The 16,946-nt window shown below is 62.2% G+C and carries 14 protein-coding genes; 7 read left to right on the top strand and 7 right to left on the bottom strand.

Going from position 1 to position 16,946, the window contains the following annotated elements; translation table 11 throughout:
- Window positions 1–13: 13 nt before the first annotated feature.
- The 3 genes from KX928_RS00330 to KX928_RS00320 all read right to left on the bottom strand — a co-directional run bounded on the left by KX928_RS00330 (window position 14) and on the right by KX928_RS00320 (window position 2,886).
- Window positions 14–988 carry an ABC transporter permease gene (locus KX928_RS00330; RefSeq protein ID WP_219497682.1) on the bottom strand — a complete coding sequence of 325 codons (975 nt, stop codon included), beginning with the start codon at window positions 986–988 and terminating at the stop codon, window positions 14–16.
- 67 nt (window positions 989–1,055) lie between these two features.
- A complete protein-coding gene (locus KX928_RS00325) occupies window positions 1,056–1,853 on the bottom strand; it encodes an SDR family oxidoreductase (protein ID WP_219497680.1) in 798 nt (265 codons plus the stop codon).
- 76 nt (window positions 1,854–1,929) lie between these two features.
- Window positions 1,930–2,886 (bottom strand): sugar ABC transporter substrate-binding protein, encoded by a 957-nt coding sequence (locus KX928_RS00320; RefSeq protein ID WP_219497679.1) that lies wholly within the window; start codon window positions 2,884–2,886, stop codon window positions 1,930–1,932.
- Window positions 2,887–3,189: 303 nt separating this feature from the next.
- Here KX928_RS00320 and KX928_RS00315 point away from each other — a divergent pair, with 303 nt between their 5' ends.
- The 7 genes from KX928_RS00315 (at window position 3,190) to KX928_RS00285 (ending at window position 11,637) form a co-directional block, all read left to right on the top strand.
- The gene (locus KX928_RS00315; protein WP_257883539.1) at window positions 3,190–4,932 is read left to right on the top strand and encodes an extracellular solute-binding protein; all 1,743 of its coding nucleotides are present in this window, start codon (window positions 3,190–3,192) and stop codon (window positions 4,930–4,932) included.
- Window positions 4,933–4,948: 16 nt separating this feature from the next.
- The gene (locus tag KX928_RS00310) at window positions 4,949–5,758 is read left to right on the top strand and encodes an SDR family NAD(P)-dependent oxidoreductase (protein ID WP_219500004.1); all 810 of its coding nucleotides are present in this window, start codon (window positions 4,949–4,951) and stop codon (window positions 5,756–5,758) included.
- Between the two features lie 83 nt (window positions 5,759–5,841).
- Complete coding sequence (locus KX928_RS00305) at window positions 5,842–7,140, top strand: M24 family metallopeptidase (protein ID WP_219497675.1); 1,299 nt, start codon at window positions 5,842–5,844, stop codon at window positions 7,138–7,140.
- Between the two features lie 57 nt (window positions 7,141–7,197).
- Window positions 7,198–8,196 carry a thiamine pyrophosphate-dependent dehydrogenase E1 component subunit alpha gene (locus KX928_RS00300; protein WP_219497673.1) on the top strand — a complete coding sequence of 333 codons (999 nt, stop codon included), beginning with the start codon at window positions 7,198–7,200 and terminating at the stop codon, window positions 8,194–8,196.
- A gap of 10 nt (window positions 8,197–8,206) precedes the next feature.
- Complete coding sequence (locus KX928_RS00295; protein ID WP_219497671.1) at window positions 8,207–9,202, top strand: alpha-ketoacid dehydrogenase subunit beta; 996 nt, start codon at window positions 8,207–8,209, stop codon at window positions 9,200–9,202.
- On the top strand, window positions 9,192–10,190 hold the full coding sequence (locus tag KX928_RS00290; protein ID WP_219497669.1) for a biotin/lipoyl-containing protein: 999 nt from the start codon (window positions 9,192–9,194) through the stop codon (window positions 10,188–10,190). The genes KX928_RS00295 and KX928_RS00290 overlap by 11 nt, the downstream gene beginning before the upstream one ends.
- Window positions 10,191–10,206: 16 nt before the next feature.
- A complete protein-coding gene (locus tag KX928_RS00285; protein ID WP_219497667.1) occupies window positions 10,207–11,637 on the top strand; it encodes an NAD-dependent succinate-semialdehyde dehydrogenase in 1,431 nt (476 codons plus the stop codon).
- A 35-nt stretch (window positions 11,638–11,672) separates the two neighbouring features.
- On the opposite strand, the gene KX928_RS23905 is transcribed toward KX928_RS00285, so the two are convergent.
- The 4 genes from KX928_RS23905 to KX928_RS00270 all read right to left on the bottom strand — a co-directional run bounded on the left by KX928_RS23905 (window position 11,673) and on the right by KX928_RS00270 (window position 16,800).
- Window positions 11,673–11,801 (bottom strand): hypothetical protein, encoded by a 129-nt coding sequence (locus KX928_RS23905; RefSeq protein ID WP_257883458.1) that lies wholly within the window; start codon window positions 11,799–11,801, stop codon window positions 11,673–11,675.
- A 93-nt stretch (window positions 11,802–11,894) separates the two neighbouring features.
- On the bottom strand, window positions 11,895–13,007 hold the full coding sequence (locus tag KX928_RS00280) for an ABC transporter permease (protein WP_257883457.1): 1,113 nt from the start codon (window positions 13,005–13,007) through the stop codon (window positions 11,895–11,897).
- A 15-nt stretch (window positions 13,008–13,022) separates the two neighbouring features.
- Window positions 13,023–15,794 carry a ribosome-associated ATPase/putative transporter RbbA gene (rbbA, locus tag KX928_RS00275; protein WP_257883456.1) on the bottom strand — a complete coding sequence of 924 codons (2,772 nt, stop codon included), beginning with the start codon at window positions 15,792–15,794 and terminating at the stop codon, window positions 13,023–13,025.
- A complete protein-coding gene (locus KX928_RS00270) occupies window positions 15,784–16,800 on the bottom strand; it encodes an HlyD family secretion protein (RefSeq protein WP_219497662.1) in 1,017 nt (338 codons plus the stop codon). The genes rbbA and KX928_RS00270 overlap by 11 nt, the downstream gene beginning before the upstream one ends.
- Window positions 16,801–16,946 lie beyond the last annotated feature (146 nt).

The following is a 16,946-nucleotide window of genomic DNA, read 5'->3' as shown; positions in this document are numbered from 1 at the left end:
GTGTCGGTTCCCCCTACGCGATCGGTGACCAGAGTGTGCCGCGCTTGGCGGCGATATCGAGCCAGACGGCCAGAATGATGATCACCCAGGTCACCACGTACTGGACGTAGAACTGCAGCCCGACCAGAAGCAGACCGTTCTGGATGAACCCCAGCATCAGCACGCCGATGACGGTCTTGAAGATCGTGCCGGAGCCGCCGAGCAGGGACGCGCCGCCCAGGATGACGGCGGCCAGCACCTCCAGCTCCAGCCCCTGGCCCACCGTGTTCTGGCTGCCCATGGACCGGCTGGCCTGAAGGAGGCCGGCGGTTGCGACGCAGAAGGCGGAGGCGAGATAGCAGGTAAAGACGACCCGCGCCCGCCGGATGCCCGAGAATGTCGCGGCGACCCCGTTGCCGCCCACCGCATAGACCTTGCGGCCAAAGGGCGTTTTCGCCAGCACGATGCCCAGAAAGGCCGCCAGCAGGACGAAGAGCAGGATCGGCACGGGAATGCCCAGGGCGTCGCCTTGCCCGAAGACACTGAACCACGTGCCCTCCTTATCGGCGATGTCCATGTTCTTGCCGCCGGAGTAGGTCAGCGTCAGGCCATGGATCGCCGACAGCATACCCAGCGTCACGATCAGTGAGTTGAGCTTGAGGTAGCCCACCAGAAACCCGATCAGCGCACCGAGACATAAGGTCATCGCGAACATTGCCGGGATCGCCAGTGTCGGCCCGAGCTTGTCGTGAAGATCCAGCACAACGATAGTCGAAAAGGACATCATCGACCCGACGGAAAGATCGAGGTTGCCGCTGATCACCACGAAGGTAACCCCCAGCGCCATCACGCCCAGAATGGCGGAGGAGCGGATCACGCCCATGATGTTATCGGGGTCAAGAAACCGCGGGTTCGCGAGAGTGAACCCGATGATGAAGACGGCGAAGGCCACAAGGATGCCCTGTCGGGCCAGAAAACCCCCGATGTCAGATTTCGTCAGCTGTGCCATCCCATACTCCCTCGCTCCGCTGTGTCGAAGCTGTTCCCCGCAGGGCAGTCTTATCCGTCTCCCGCGTTCAGACCAGCGTCATGCCGCCGTCGATCATCACGATCTGGCCGGTCATGTAGTCGCTGTCCGCTGACGCGAGGAATGTCGTTGTGCCGGTTATGTCATCCGGTTGCGCGACCCGGCCTTTCAGGATGTCGGCGGAAAACTCCTCCATTGCCTGCCCCGGGCGCTGGGCCGCGCCGATCTCCATCAGGTCGCGGTCGACCTCCTCCCACATCTCGGTGTCCACCACGCCCGGCGCAAAACCGGTCACGGTGATGCCGTGTTTGGCCAGATCGCGCGCGCCCGACTGGGTCAATGACACCACGGCCCATTTCGAGGCGCAATAGGGGGCGACGTTGTCGAACCCCTGGCGGCTGGCGATCGAGGCGGTGTTGATGATCTTGCCACCGGTGCCCTGCGCGATCATCTGGCGGGCGGCTTCCTGCATGCCGATCATGCAGCCCAGCCCGTTCACACCCATGATGAAATGCCAGTTCTCGTTCGTGACATCGAGGAAATTCATCGGTTTGTTGACACCGGCATTGTTGAATTTCACGTCCAGCTTGCCAAACACCCCGACCGCGTGACCGATCATGGCGCAGACCTGATCGCGATCGGTGACATCGACCGCCCGGTGCGTCAGCCTGCCGCCGTTCGCGCGGGCCCGATCTGTGTTCGCCAGTGCCACCTCGGCGACCTTCTCGCCGTTGATGTCGGCAAAACAAACGTCGGCGCCTTCATCCAGCAACGCCTCGCCAATGGCGCGCCCGATGCCTTGTGCAGCACCCGTGACAATGCAGGACCGTCCAGAGACCCGACCCATGGGTTCCTCCCTCGCTTGGCAATTCCTGGGAAATGGATGCGCGGGACCCGACGGCCCCACGCATCACGGGAGAGCCTCAGAAAACAGGCTTGGTGAAGTCGCCCATGTTGTCCTGGGTGATCTTCGGCGTGTCGAAGTAGTTCAGGAAGGGCAGTTCCTTGCCTTCCAGCGTCTCGATCGCGGTTTTCAGCGCGGCCTTGGCATCGTCGACCGGAGACTGGTAGATCGAGCCCCAGTATTCGCCCCGCTCCATCGCTTCGTAGCCGACGGCGAAGTTGGTGGCGCCGACAAAGATGATGCCGTCACGGCCCGCAGCCTTTGCCGCGTTCAGCGCGCCGACACCCATGTTGTCATCGCCGGAATAGACGCCGTCGATGTCATCATATTTGACGAGGAACGCTTCCATCACCTTCTGGGATTTCTCGCGGTTCCAGTCACCGGGCTGGGTTTCGACAAGCGTCACGTTGGGGCAGACCTCGGGCAGGCGGTCATCAAAACCCTTCTGGCGTTCGATGGCTGTCGTGTAGCCGGGCTGGCCGGAGATCTGCACCACGCGGGCCTCGTTCTCGATGCCCATTTCCTTGAACTTGTCACACATGATTTCCGCCGAGCGCGATCCTTGCGTGATGTTGTCAGGGCCGGAGAAGGACGCGACGAAAGGAAAGCCCGCCTCGGCGATGTTGGAGTTGGTCACAACCACGGGGATGTTGGCCTTGCTTGCCTTGCGCACCGCAGGAATGACGGCTTCGCCATTGGTGGGCCAGATGATGATGGCGTCAACTTCCTGCTGGATCAGATCTTCCATCTGGGCGATCTGGCGCGCGACATCGCCGCCGGCATCCAGAACCACGACATCAACTTTACTGTTGGCTTCCGCAGCGGCGATAAACGCTTTCTCGTAGGTGGTCTGATAGCTGTCGACACCCACGTTGTTCTGGGTGATGCCGATGGTCATCGTTTCGGCCGCGACCGATCCGCCGACAGCCGTCATGGCCAGGGCAGAGGTTGCAGCAAGAGTCGTGCGGATATTCATAGTGTTTCCTCCCGGGTAACATTCTTGTTCTGCCAATTCCCGGCTCTCCTCCGCGGGAATCGTTATCCGTTGATCGGATTGGCTCCGACAGGGTGGCGAAATCCGGTGTGCTGAAATCCCCCGAAAATATCCAATTTGAGAATCCTGGTGTCCAGATCGGATATCTAAGCAATACTGGTCCGCGGCCATTCTGAACATTTTGAGGGAGAGGGCAACATGACCGAATCGAATTTGTCCAAATCGAACAAAAATGCGCCAAGCCCGGCGCACCCCCCCGACCGGGATGCAAAACGGTACAGACCTATGGACGGCTCAGCTTTGACATTTCAGACAGTCTCGCCGCGCGACCGGATCGAAATGCTGCAGGTGATCTCGTTTCTGGAAAGCTTCTGCGAAGAACTCGAAGACGTGATCGAGGTCTTTGCGCCGAACCCCTTCTTCCTGATGTCCCTGTTCCTGATCCGCAATCATATCGAGGGCAAGACGGTCACGCCGACCTCGCTGATCTCGGCATCGCATATCCCCTATGCCACGGCCTCGCGCCGCGTGAAGGAGATGATCGAAACCGGGCTGATCGAACAGCGTCCGCGCACCCGCTCGGGCAAGAGTTTCTCGCTGCATCCGAGCGAGTTGCTGTTTGACGGCTGGATGCAGCTCTCGGCGCGCGTCCGGCGTCTGGCCGAGATCGAATTCGGCGCCAGTGAAATGCGCGCCGAATCCGCGGACTACTATTTCGGCGGTTCCTATATGGCGACCAAGTCCATCCCGCCGCTCCAGGTGCTTGGCGAGCCGTTGAAGCTGTCGGGCGGTGTGCGGGTTCTGGTGCATGGCGATCCGACCTTCATGGTGATGGAAACCCTCAAGCGGCAGTTCGAACAGGTGATCGGCGCGCAGATCCAGCAACGCGCCTTTTCAATCGACCGGCTGCGCGAAGAGGCGTTGAAGAACGCCGAGCGGCCGACCAGCCGCTACGACATCATCGCCGTGGATCTGCCGTGGATCGGTGAATTCGTCGAGAAGGGCGTGTTGCTGCCGCTGGACGAGGTCATGGATATTGCGCGGCTGGACCCGGCAGATTTCCATACCGCGGGCTGGAAGGCGGCCCATTGGGGCGGCCGCGCCTACGGCGTTCCGGCCCAGACGACGCCGGAGCTGCTGTTTTACCGGCGTGACCGGTTCGCCAATGCCGGGCTGGAGCCGCCCGCCACCACCGACGCGTTGCTGAGCGCGGCCAAAGCGCTGCACGACCCGCACCATGGGCGCTACGGGATCGCGTGGAACGCCGCCCGGGGCACCGCGCTGGGCCACACGTTTCTGACCACCCTGTCGGATTTCGGACAACCGATCGTGGACTTGCACCAGATCGCCGGGGGCTTTGACACCGAACAGCTGGACCGCGGCGGCTATCGCTTCACCATCGACACCGAAACCGGGTTGCTGGCCGCCGAATACCTGATGGAGCTGCTGAAATATTCGCCGCCCGATATTCTGTCGATGTCATGGTACGAGCGTATTCGCCCCTTTGCCGCCGGTAATGTGGCGATGGCATATGGCTATACGCTGCTCGCCCCGTATTTCGAAGGCGACCCCGCGTCGCCCGCCTTCGGGCAGACCGGGTTCCTGCCGCACCCGGCGGGGCCGGGAGCCACGCCGGTGGCGCCGGTGGGCGGTTACGTGATGGGCATACCGGCCAACCTGCCCAGGGACCGCCGGGCCGCCGCAGCCGAAGCGCTGCGCGTGTTCACCTCGCCCGAGGCGCAGAAACTCTATGTCCAGAATGGCAGCCGCACCAACCCGCGCTACTCCGTCGGCGCCGATCCGGAGGTGCGCCGCGCCTCGCCGATATTCGAGGCTGTGGACGCGATGTCGTGGCGGGACGAGTTGCAGTTCTGGCCGCGCCCACCGGTGCCGGAGATCAGCGAGGTGATCCGCATCTGCGGCGAGGAACTGCATGACATGCTGCGCGGGATCGTCCCCCCGCGCGACGCCTTGCGGCGGGCGCAGGAACGCGCGGATGCCACGCTTGACGACAATCGACAAAAATAACACCGAGGAGGAAACCATGGACCCCAATCGCCTGAAAGGTAAGAATATTCTGATCACCGGTGCCGCGCGCGGCATGGGCCAGGCCAACGCCGAGACCTTTGCCGCCCAGGGGGCCAATGTCTGCATCGGTGACCTGGATCAGGACAAGGCGCAAAGCGTTGCCGAGGGGATCAATGCCAAGGGCAACGGCTCGGCGATTGCGGTCCGTATGGATGTCACGAAACGCGCGGACAATGCCGCTGCCGTCGATGCAACCGTCGACAATTTCGGCAGCATCAACGTGGGCGTCTTCAACGCGGGCCTGAACAAACCCCGGTTCTTCATGGATATCGACGAAGACAACTGGGACATGATCATGAACGTCAACACCAAGGCGATGTGGCTGGGTATGCAGGAAACCGCCCGTCGGATGATTGCCCAGGGTCCGATGGAAGGGCATCCCTACAAGCTGATCAATGTCGGCAGCATCGCCTCGCGCAAGCCACTGGTGGATGTAACGGTCTATTGTACCTCCAAATACGGTTGTCTCGCCCTGACCCATTGCGGGGCCGTGGCGCTGGCCGAGCATGGCATCACGGTCAACGGCTATGCGCCGGGCGTCGTTGTCACCCCGCTTTGGGAACAGCTCGACAAGGACCTTGTCGACATCGGTTTCAAGGAGCGGGAAGGGCAGGCCTATGACGACATCGTTCGCGACGCGCTGCAGATCAAGCGGGTGTCCTATCCCGATGACATCGTCGGCACCGCCTCGTTTCTGGCCAGTGACGACAGCGACTACATGACCGGCCAGATGATCCACATCGATGGTGGCTGGTGCATCCAGTGACCCTGCCGGCGCGGTGCTGACCCGCCCGTCAACCAGTTTCACATATCCGGCCGGCAGGTGCCCGCCCCGAACAGGATTTTCACATGTCACGTGCCTTGATGCCGAACCTGCTGACCCCGCAGGACCTTGAACCCAACTGGCAGTGGGAGGGGCGTCTGCCCGCCTGGGGTCATACATCGGTCGATTTCGAACGCCGGATCGACCATGACCGTCTGCGCCGCTACCGGCTGGCGCGCACGCGGCAGGCGCTTCAGGCCTCCGGCGCCGGCACCCTGCTGCTGTTCGACGTGAACAACATCCGCTACGTCTCGTCCACCAAGATCGGCGAATGGGAACGCGACAAGATGTGCCGTTTCTGCCTGCTGACCGGCGATGACGCCCCCTACGTGTGGGATTTCGGCTCTGCCGCGATGCACCACAAGAAGTTTTCCGACTGGCTGGTGCCGGAGCATTGCCGGGCCGGGGTGGTGGGCATGCGCGGCACGATCCCGCCGGAATTCGGCCTGATGCGCAAATATGCCCGGGAAATCGCGGGCCTGATCCGTGACGCGGGGATGGCCGATATGCCCGTGGGTGTGGATTATGCGGAAACCGCGATGTTCCACGCGCTGAAGGAAGAGGGCATCAATGTCGTTGACGGCCAGCAGATCATGCTGGCGGCGCGCGAGATCAAGAACTGGGACGAGATCCAGCTACTGACCCAGGCGGCCAGCATGGTCGATGGCGTCTATCACATGATCTACGAAGAGCTGAAACCGGGCGTGCGCGAAAACGATATTGTCGCGCTCAGCAACAAGATGCTCTACGAGATGGGGTCCGACGATGTCGAGGCGATCAACGCAATCTCCGGCGAGCGCTGCAACCCGCATCCGCATAACTTCACCGACCGGTATTTCCGGCCCGGCGATCAGGCGTTCTTTGACATCCTGCAATCCTATCAGGGCTACCGCACCTGCTATTACCGGACCTTCAACATCGGCCGGGCGACACCTGCGCAAAACGATGCCTATGTGAAGGCGCGCGAATGGATCGATGCCTCCATCGCGATGATCAGACCGGGGGTGAGCACCGACAAGGTGGCCGAGGTCTGGCCCAGGGCGGAGGAATTCGGGTTTCCGGATGAGGATTCGGCCTTTGGGCTGCAGTTTGGGCACGGGCTGGGATTGGCGCTGCACGAGCGGCCCATCATCAGCCGGGCGGTGTCACTGGATCATCCGATGGAGATTCAGACCGGCATGGTTTTCGCGCTGGAGACCTATTGCCCCGCCGCCGACGGCTATTCGGCGGCCCGGATCGAGGAAGAGGTGGTGGTGACCGAGGCCGGCTGCGAGGTGATCAGCCTTTTCCCCGCCGAAGACCTGCCAATCGCCAATCGCTACTGACCTCCCTGAGACTGCCCGGCCTTTCGGGGCCGGGCTCTTTTCCGAAGAGATATGCATATGAGCCCCGCCAAGCAGACCAATTCCGAAGACTACCTGCGCATGTATCGCCAGATGGTGCGCATCCGAACCTTCGAGGACAACGCCAACCAGCTGTACCTGTCGGCCAAGATGCCGGGGCTGACCCATATGTATTCGGGTGAAGAGGCCGTGGCGGTAGGCATCTGCGAAGCCTTGACCGTCACCGACAAGATCACATCGACCCATCGCGGCCATGGCCATTGCGTGGCCAAGGGGGCGGATTTCAAAGAGATGTTCTGCGAACTGCTGGGCAAGGAAGAAGGCTATTGCCGCGGCAAGGGCGGGTCGATGCATATTGCCGATCAGTCGAACGGGAACCTCGGGGCGAATGCGATCGTGGGCGGGTCGATGGGTATTGCCACGGGCGCGGCATTTACCGCCAAACTGCTGGGTACCGAGGATGTCACTGTCTGCTTTTTCGGCGACGGGGCGACCGCGCAGGGGCTGATGTACGAGGTCATGAACATGGCCGCCCTGTGGCGCCTGCCGGTGATTTATGCCTGTGAAAACAACGGCTATTCGGAATACACCCGCACTGACGAGATTGCCGCCGGGTCCATCCTTGCCCGTGCGGAGGCCTTCGGTATCGAAGCGCATCAGGTCGATGGTCAGGACGTGCTGGCGGTCAATGATCTGGCCCAGAAACTGGTGGCCCGCGCCCGCACCGGCGACGGCCCGTTTTTCATCGAGCTCATGACCTACCGCTATCACGGGCACCACGTGGGCGACATCAACCGTGACTACTACCGCTCCAGGGCAGAGGAGAAGGACTGGAAGGAAAACCGCGATCCGATCATCCGGTTCCGGTCGTGGCTGGTGGCGGAAGGCATCGCGTCGGATGACGCGCTGGAGGCGGTGAACGCCGAGATCAGGGCCGAAGCCGCCGACGCCGTGGATTACGCGCTGAACGCAAAATACCCCGATGTGTCGGAGGTCGACATGCACGTCTTTACCGACGTCCGGCACGCGCTGGCCTGAGGAGAGAGAGATGCGGGAAATTACACTGTCGCAGGCCGTGAACGAAGCGCTGGCCGAGGAAATGCGCCGCGACCCGACCACCTTCATCATTGGCGAGGACGTGGCGGAGGCCGGCACGCCGTTCAAGATCCTGTCCGGCCTCGTCGAGGAATTCGGGACCAGCCGCGTGGTCGACACGCCGATTGCGGAGCCGGGGTTCATGGGGCTGGCCGTGGGGGCTGCGATGACCGGCACCCGGCCCATCGTCGACCTGATGTTCGGAGATTTCATTTTTCTGATCATGGATCAGCTGTGCAATCAGGCGGCCAAGACCCACTACATGTCGGGCGGCAAGATGAGCGCGCCGCTGGTCCTGCGCACCAACCTCGGGGCGACACGGCGGTCGGCGGCCCAGCATTCGCAATCGCTGCATGCGCTGGTGGCCCATATCCCCGGTCTGAAGGTTGCGCTGCCCAGTTCGGCCTACGAGGCCAAGGGGCTGCTGAAAACCGCGATCCGGGACGACAACCCGGTGGTGATCTTCGAAGACAAGCTGATGTATCAGGACAAGGCCCCGGTGCCGGAAGAGGAATTCCTGATCCCCTTCGGCGAGGCCAATATCAAACGCGACGGCACGGATGTCACGCTGATCGGGACATCCTCCATGGTGCAGGTCTGTGAAAAGGCCGCTGACCTGCTTGCCGCCGAGGGGATTTCCGCGGAAGTGATCGACCCGCGCACGATCGTGCCGTTGGACGAGGCCACGCTGCTGGCCTCGGCCCGGAAAACCAGCCGCGTGATCGTTGTGGATGAAGGGCACCAGAGCTTTGGTGTCACGGCGGAAATCGCCAGCCGGATCAACGAGAAGGCCTTCTATCATCTGGATGCACCGGCGCTGCGGATGGGCGCGATGGATGTGCCGGTGCCGTTTTCCCCGGCTTTGGAAGATATCACCGTGCCCACGCCCGAAGGCGTTGCCGACACCGCCCGCAAGCTGATGTCCGGGGAGATGATAGATGCCGCATGAGGTGATCATGCCAGTGCTTGGCATGGCGCAGGACTCCGGCCTGCTGGTCACATGGCAGAAAGCGCCGGGTGACGCGGTAACCGCCGAGGATGTGTTGTTCGAGGTTGAGACCGACAAGAGCACGATGGAAGTGCCCGCCGGGGCGGATGGATACATATCGGCGCTGCTGGCAGAGCCGGGAGAGGACGTCCCGACCGGTCAGACCATCGCGATTATTAGCGCAGAAAAACCCCAGGCGCCCACGATGCAGCCTGCCGCAAAGCCGGTGGCGCAGGCCGACACGCCGGTCACAAAGCCCGATGCGCCCGCACCGCGGCCGCCGCAGGCACGGAAGGCCGAGGCCCCAGCGGGCGACGGCCGTGTTCTCGCGTCCCCCAAGGCGCGGCGGCTTGCCCATCAGGCGGGGCTGGACCTCAACCGACTGGTTGCCGCCGGGCATCCGCAACCCTATCGCGCTGTGGATATCGAGGTGCTGAAAGATCTGCCGGTGGCAGGCCGCAATGGCCCGGACATCGCGCCCGGGCTGTTTCAGATCACCGCCAGCGCGCCGCGCGCCGGGACCGATGAATTTCTCGCGTGGATGCTGGAAGACGGTGGGATCAGTATTGCCGCCACTGCGCTCTGGGCCAGCTTTGCCGCCGGTGCGATGCGCCGCGCCGTGCCGGATGCCGGTGATCTGACCGTGATGCTTTCCGATCTGACCGGCGCGACAGGTGCCGTGCTGAACCCCGACAAGACGCGGCTGCTGCATCAGGTCGCAGCGCCGACTGATGCGGCGGACATTGTGTTGAGGGACCTGACGGGCAGTCCGATCACCGGGTTGCGCCTGAGCGCTGACGCGACGCCCGTTCTCAGCATTGCGAGCGACGGCGAGTGGCTGCGCCTGAGCCTTGATTTCACCACTGGCCAACTGGATGACGCCGCCGCAATCGCCCTGATGTCGGGATTTGCAGAGCGCCTCGCCGACCCCTTGCATCACCTGCTTTGAGCGAACTGGATCTCACATGAAACACACCGATCTGTACATCAACGGCCAATGGCGGGCAGGGGCCGCCAACCTGCGTTTCGACGTGATCAACCCTGCGACCGAGAAGGTCATTACCACGGTTGCCTCCGCCGAGATCGCCGATGCCGATGCAGCCCTCGACGCCGCGGAAACGGCGATGGCAGACTGGGTCGCCCGAACGCCGCGTGACCGATCCGAGGTGTTGCGCAGGGCATGGGACCTGATGACCGCCCGTCTGGAGGATTTTGCCGATCTGATCACGCTGGAAAACGGCAAGGCCCGCGCCGATGCGATGGGGGAGGCGCGCTATGCCGCGGAATTCTTCCGCTGGTTCGCCGAGGAAGCGGTGCGCGCGGACGGGATGATCACCCATGCCCCCGGGTCCGGCGCACGGATCGTGGTGCAGCACAAACCGGCGGGGCTGGCGGTGCTGGTGACGCCCTGGAACTATCCCGCCGCCATGGGCACGCGCAAAATCGCACCCGCGCTTGCCGCAGGATGCGCGGTGATCATCAAGCCGGCATCGGAAACGCCCCTGACCATGCTGGCGCTGATGCCGCTGTTGGCGGAGGCGGGTGTGCCGCCGGGGTTGGTCAACGTGTTGCCTTCCCGGCGCACCGGGGCGCTGGTTGATCATATGATGCAGGACCCGCGCGTGCGTGTGATCAGCTTTACCGGCTCCACCGGCGTGGGGCGCAAGCTGTTGAAGGGGGCCGCCGACCAAGTGCTGAAACCGGCGATGGAACTGGGCGGCAACGCGCCCGTCCTGGTGCTGGAAGACGCCGATATGGAGACGGCAATCGACGGTACGATGCTGGCCAAGATGCGCAATCTGGGCGAAGCCTGCACCGCCGCCAACCGCATCTATGTGCATGACGCCATCGCTGAGGAGTTTACCCGCCGCCTGACCGCCGAGATGTCGGCGCTGAAACTTGGCGACGGCAGCGACCCCTCGGTTGATGTGGGCCCGCTGATCAACGCCGATACCTGTGACAAGGTGGCCGGTTTCGTCGCGGATGCTGTCGCGAAAGGGGCAACGCTGGAATGTGGCGGGACCACGCCGGAGGGCACGGGGTTCTTTTACCCGCCCACGGTGCTGTCGAACGTGCCGGAAGACGCGGATTGCGTGACGGATGAAATTTTCGGACCTGTCGCCGCAATTCAGACCTTCACGGACACCGAGGACGCCATTGCCCGGGCCAATAACACCGAATACGGGCTGGTCGCCTATGTTTTCTCGCAGGATTTCAGACGCGCCCTGCAGGTTTGCGAGCGTCTGGAATACGGCATGGTGGGTCTCAACCGCGGTCTGGTCAGCGACCCGGCAGCACCGTTTGGCGGGGTCAAGCAGTCGGGGTTGGGTCGCGAAGGCGGACACGAGGGCATGCTGGAATTCATGGAAACCCAGTACATCTCCGCCAGTTGGTAGGGGGCGGCCGGGGGCCCCGTCTTATTCGCGCATGATCATGACTTCGTCATTTCGTTGATCAGTTTGGCCTGCAGGGAAACCCACCAGATCACCCCGGTGCCGAGCAGCAGCATCCCGAATCCGGCAAAAAACAGACATATGAACAGCATTGGTGACATCAACATCCCCATTCTCCATGCTTGAGCGTTACGATCATTGCGACAGGTGACTTATCCCACCGGCAGGCCGGTTGGTTTTGACGTGTGTCAATCGGGGCGTCAGCGTTGCGATGTGACCGACCGACGGAACAGCATCAGGCTGATGGTGAAGAAGACCGAGCCCAGCCAGATCATGTTGAACAGCGGACGCCAGACGATTTCGAATTCGGCGCCGCGGAAAACCACCGCCTGTGCAAACTCCATGAAGTGCCGGGACGGCAGGAGCCACGTGATCGGCTGAATGTAGTCGGGCTGGCTTTCGATCGGGCCAACACCGCCGGACAGCATCATCATGGGCATGATCGTCAGCAGCATCAACAGCGCAAACTGCGCCATGGTCCGGGCGACGGTGCCGAGCAGGATACCAATCGCCGCGGCGGCGAAAAGGTAGATGGTGACCCCCAGCAGCAAGAGCGGCTTTGAGCCTGCAATCGGCACGTCGAGCAGGTTTTCAACGACGAAGAACATCGACAGCGAAAAGGCGACCAGCACAACCAGCCCGTTCGCCCAGACCTTTGCCATCGCGATCTGAAAGGCGGTGAGTGGCATGATCAGCAGGTGTTCGATGGTGCCGTGTTCACGTTCGCGCAGCAGCGCCGCCCCGGTCAGTACGATGGTCAGGATGGAGAGGTTGTTGAGAATGGCGTTAATCGCGAGAAACCACGAATCCGACCCGTTGGGATTGAACGCCCGCCGCAGGGCCAGCGTAACGGGCGGTGTGTATTCATCGCCGAATTGCTGCGCGAAATGGGCCACTTCACCCTCGATGATCGCCTGCAGGTAGCCCGCCCCCAGCGCGGCCTGCGCCACGGCTGTTGCGTCGATGTTCAGTTGCACGGTGGGGCGCTCCCCCCGGCGGATGTCGCGCTCGAAATCGGGGGGGATGCTCAGGACGAACATGTATTTGTTCTGATCCATGCTGCGATCTATTTCCGCCGCGGCGATCTCCTCGGGGGTCCGGAAGTAGGGCGGGTAGAGCGCTGTCACGATCTGGCGGGAGAGGGCGGAGCGGTCTTCATCCACGATGGCAACGGAGGCGTTGTTCACGTCTTCGGAGCTTCCGGTTGCTTCGCTGTAAATCGAAAAGGTGAAAGACCAGACGAGGAAAATCACCATGACCACATCGCTGAAGAAACTGCGTAGCTCTTTGATCCCCAACCAGAATATATTCATGAGCTGCCGCATCCGTCAGACCTCCTGCTTTTTCAGAAGCATCGCGGAGATCACCGTGAAGAGCGGCGCATAGATCAGCAGATACGCGAGATCCCGCAGGGTGTCGCCGGGGCCAAGGCCCTTGGTGAAGGCGCCGACGCTCAGATGCACGAAATAGCTGGTCGGCCACAGGGTGCCCACCAGCCACGCGCCCCCCTCCAGCGTCGAGATGGGCTGCAGCATGCCGGAAAACTGGATGGTCGGCAGCAGCGACAGGATGGCGGTCGCGAATACCGCTGCGACCTGTGTGCGGGTAAAGGTCGATACCAGCAGGCCAAAGCCCGTCGCCGCGGTCACGTAGAGCAGCGCGCCAAGCGTCAGCGCCAGGATGCTGCCTTTCAGAGGCACATCCAGAACCACGACCACCAGCACCGACATGGCTACGAAATTCACCAGACCGATCATCACGTAGGGCAACTGCTTGCCCACCAGAAATTCCAGCCGGCTGGTGGGTGTGACGTAGAAGTTGGTGATCGTGCCGATCTCCTTTTCCCGCACAACGCTGACGGCCATCAGAATGGCGGGGAAGAGCATGAGCAACATGGCGGGTACGGAGGGGCCCACGGCATAGATACTCTCGAACGACGGATTGTAGCGATAGCGTGTTTCGACGGTGACCAGTTCGAAGTCAGACATGTCCAGACCGCTGTTTTTCAGGTGCCGGTCGAGATATTCCATGTGCCCGCCGGTCACGTAGCCTTCGATCGTGCCGGCGCGCTGCGGATCGGCGCCGTCGATCCAGGCGGAAACTTCCGGCGTCGACGATCCCTTGACGTCTTCCCCGAAGCCACGGGGAATTTCCAGCGCAACCGTGATGTCATTGGATTTCAGCCGGGTCTCGAATTCGGTCGGGCTGTGCAACTCCGGCTGTTCAATGAAATAGCGCGAGCCCGAGAAATGTGTCAGATACGCGCGGCTTTCCGGGGTCTGATCCAGATCCAGTGCGGCGAAGGTCACGTCCTCCACGTCGTGGGAGATGCCGAATGCAATGATCAGCAGCAGAAAGATGCTGCCGAGGAAGGCGAATGCAAGGCGGACCGGATCGCGCAGGACTTCGAGCACCTCGCGCGTGCTGAAGGCAAAGGTGCGCTCGAACGCGGCCAGAACGCGGCCCGGTCGCTCTGGCGATGCGGCGGGGACGGCGGCGGTTGCGTCTTTCAGGGCTTGTTGCGCGCGGGCGCGGCTATCGCCGAGAGTGCCGATGTCATCCTCGATATAACTGATGAAGGCGGCTTCGAGATCGGGGGCGTTTTTCTGGCGCACGAGATCCTCCGGCGTGCCCCGAACAAGGACACGGCCCTCGTGCATCAGTGAAATGCGGTCACATCGCATGGCTTCGGACATGAAGTGGGTGGAAATGAAGATCGTGACCTGATCGCGGCGCGAGATCTCGACGAGAAGCTCCCAGAAGCTGTCGCGCGCCACCGGATCGACACCGGATGTCGGCTCGTCCAGGATCAGCATTTCGGGTTCATGAATGATCGCCACCGCCAGGGACAGCCGCTGGCGGATGCCCAGCGGCAGCGCTGCGGCATGCGTATCGCGGTAGGGATCAAGACCGAAGCGGGCACACAGCTCGGTGATCCGGGCGCTGGTCTTTTCCGCCGTCAGGTGGAACAGGCGGCCGTGCAGCCGCAGGTTCTGCACCACCGTCAATTCCCCGAAGAGCGAAAAGGACTGTGTCATGTAGCCCACGCGGCGGCGCATGTCCGTGCCTTTCGTGTCGACGGGTTTGCCAAACAGGAATGCCTGGCCCTCGGAGGCGGGCAACAGGCCGGTGAGCATTTTCATCGTGGTGGTCTTGCCGCAGCCATTGGAGCCCAGAAAGCCGAAAATCTCGCCCACGCGGATGCGGAAACTGACATTGTCCACCGCAGTAAAATCCCCGAAGCGCCGGGTCAGGCCCTCTGCCACGATCGCGGGCTGCGTATCGACATGATCCAGCGGTGGAATTGCCAGCCGGCTGTGCCCGTCGGTCGCGGTTTGCGGCAGGAGTTTCACAAAGGCGGCTTCGATCGTGTCGGTGCCGGTCTGGGCCTTCAGCCCCTCGGGCGTATCAACGGCCAGAATGCGGCCTGCATCCATGGCTATCAGCTGATCAAAGCGTTCCGCTTCATCCATATAGGCGGTGGAGACGATGACGCTCATTTTCGGATGGCTTGCCTTGATCGCGTCCACCAACTCCCACAGCTGGCGCCGTGACAGCGGGTCGACACCGGTTGTCGGCTCGTCCAGGATCATCAGATCGGGGTCATGGATCAGCGCGCAGCACAGGCCCAGTTTTTGTTTCATGCCGCCCGACAATTTGCCAACCGGGCGCGTCAGATAGGGGTTCAGCCCGGTTGCTTCGGTCAACTGTTCGATGCGGGACGCGCGGCGCTCGGGCCCAAGGCCAAAAAGCTTGCCGAAAAAGTCGAGGTTTTCGTGGATGCTGAGTGTCTCGTAGAGGTTCTTGCCCAACCCCTGAGGCATGTAGGCGATCCTGCGGCTGACCGCCCTGCAATGGGCGCTTGAGGCCATGTCGCCGCCAAGTACCCGCAAACTGCCTTTCTGCATCCTGCGGGCGCCGGCAATCAGGCTCAGCAATGTGGATTTGCCAACCCCGTCCGGTCCGACCAGCCCGACCATCCGGCCTTCGGGGATGTCCAGTGTAACCCCGTCCAGCGGTGTTGCGGTTTTATAGACATGGCGCAGGTCACGGATCTGCGCCGCCATCCGATGTTCCGATACCTGTGCATCATCCGGCATCAGGCGTCTCGTTCATCACCGACGCGTCGAGGTCCAGTTCCTGCAGGAAAGACGACCAGTCCGGCTCCGGCGCGCCGTCCAGATGCACGTAGGCGACACCGCGCAGGCCGGTTTTCACGCGTTCGATATTCTGTCGGACGAGTTCGGGCATGACCCGCACTTTGACCCGGAACACCAGCTTGTCGCGTTCTGTCGAGGTCTCCACCTGTTTGGGCGTGAATTGCGATTCCGGCGACACGAAGCTGACCGTTGCCGGGATCGCGACATCAAGGATATCGAGTTTGATCCGGGCCTCGCTGCCCACATTGACCAGATGCGCCTGCGCTGCCGGCAGGAAAATCTCCATGTAGATGTCATCCTGATCGATGACGGTCAGCACCTTGCCGCCCGTGCCCAGTACCTCGCCCGGTTCGGCCAGCCGGTACAGCACGCGCCCCATCACGGGCGAAATCAGCACCCCATCCCGAATCTGTGTGCTGATTTCCTCTGCGGTGGCTGTCGCCGCGTCCACGCCGCGCTCAAGCGAGGTCTGCTTGGCGACGGCGGACGCCAGTGTCGAGATCGCCACATCCCGCGCGGTGCGCCGGATGTCGTAGCTTTCCTGCGTTGTGTGGCCGCGCTCCAGCAGGCTGGCGGCGCGGTTCAGTTCCTGCTCGGCCAGAGACAGCTGCGCCTTGCTCATCTTGACCTCCGCTTCTGCGGCGGCAACCTGACTTTCGGCACTGGCAATCTCGGCCTTGGCGCGGTGCAATTGCGCCTGAAGCTGGGAGATCTCGACATTTGCAACGATCTGGCCGGGTTCGACAAAATCGCCCTCATGCACAAGAACATCCGCGACCCGACCGGCGTATTTGGTCGAGATGTCAACCTGAACGGCCTCAATACGCCCGTTGCCCTGCACGATGCCTTCGGGGAGGCTTCCACGGTTCTGGGTGTTCCAGTAAAAATAGATCGCGACGCTTGCGAGAATGACGACACCGATCGCGATGATCCTTTTGGTTATCACACGCCTGTACCTCTTGATGACATATGGACCTCTATATCAGCCCGCAGGCGACCGATATCATATGAGGCAGGGGCAGAGCTTGATGCACATCAAGGCCCCCGCCGCAAAACTGCCGATCATGGCAAAAACCACCTCTGGCGTGATTT

This window comes from Roseobacter insulae (assembly GCF_019375555.1).
Taxonomy (GTDB): domain Bacteria; phylum Pseudomonadota; class Alphaproteobacteria; order Rhodobacterales; family Rhodobacteraceae; genus Roseobacter; species Roseobacter insulae.
The sequence above is the reverse complement of the archived record's forward strand: the minus strand, read 5'-3'. Positions and strand labels throughout refer to the sequence as shown.

What these genes read in the sequence shown, in the direction of transcription:
- KX928_RS00330 (WP_219497682.1), bottom strand. Translation starts at nt 988, where the DNA reads ATGGCACAGCTGACGAAATCTGACATCGGGGGTTTTCTGGCCCGACAG.
- KX928_RS00325 (WP_219497680.1), bottom strand. Translation starts at nt 1,853, where the DNA reads ATGGGTCGGGTCTCTGGACGGTCCTGCATTGTCACGGGTGCTGCACAA.
- KX928_RS00320 (WP_219497679.1), bottom strand. Translation starts at nt 2,886, where the DNA reads ATGAATATCCGCACGACTCTTGCTGCAACCTCTGCCCTGGCCATGACG.
- KX928_RS00315 (WP_257883539.1), top strand. Translation starts at nt 3,190, where the DNA reads ATGGACGGCTCAGCTTTGACATTTCAGACAGTCTCGCCGCGCGACCGG.
- KX928_RS00310 (WP_219500004.1), top strand. Translation starts at nt 4,949, where the DNA reads ATGGACCCCAATCGCCTGAAAGGTAAGAATATTCTGATCACCGGTGCC.
- KX928_RS00305 (WP_219497675.1), top strand. Translation starts at nt 5,842, where the DNA reads ATGTCACGTGCCTTGATGCCGAACCTGCTGACCCCGCAGGACCTTGAA.
- KX928_RS00300 (WP_219497673.1), top strand. Translation starts at nt 7,198, where the DNA reads ATGAGCCCCGCCAAGCAGACCAATTCCGAAGACTACCTGCGCATGTAT.
- KX928_RS00295 (WP_219497671.1), top strand. Translation starts at nt 8,207, where the DNA reads ATGCGGGAAATTACACTGTCGCAGGCCGTGAACGAAGCGCTGGCCGAG.
- KX928_RS00290 (WP_219497669.1), top strand. Translation starts at nt 9,192, where the DNA reads ATGCCGCATGAGGTGATCATGCCAGTGCTTGGCATGGCGCAGGACTCC.
- KX928_RS00285 (WP_219497667.1), top strand. Translation starts at nt 10,207, where the DNA reads ATGAAACACACCGATCTGTACATCAACGGCCAATGGCGGGCAGGGGCC.
- KX928_RS23905 (WP_257883458.1), bottom strand. Translation starts at nt 11,801, where the DNA reads ATGTTGATGTCACCAATGCTGTTCATATGTCTGTTTTTTGCCGGATTC.
- KX928_RS00280 (WP_257883457.1), bottom strand. Translation starts at nt 13,007, where the DNA reads ATGAATATATTCTGGTTGGGGATCAAAGAGCTACGCAGTTTCTTCAGC.
- rbbA (WP_257883456.1), bottom strand. Translation starts at nt 15,794, where the DNA reads ATGCCGGATGATGCACAGGTATCGGAACATCGGATGGCGGCGCAGATC.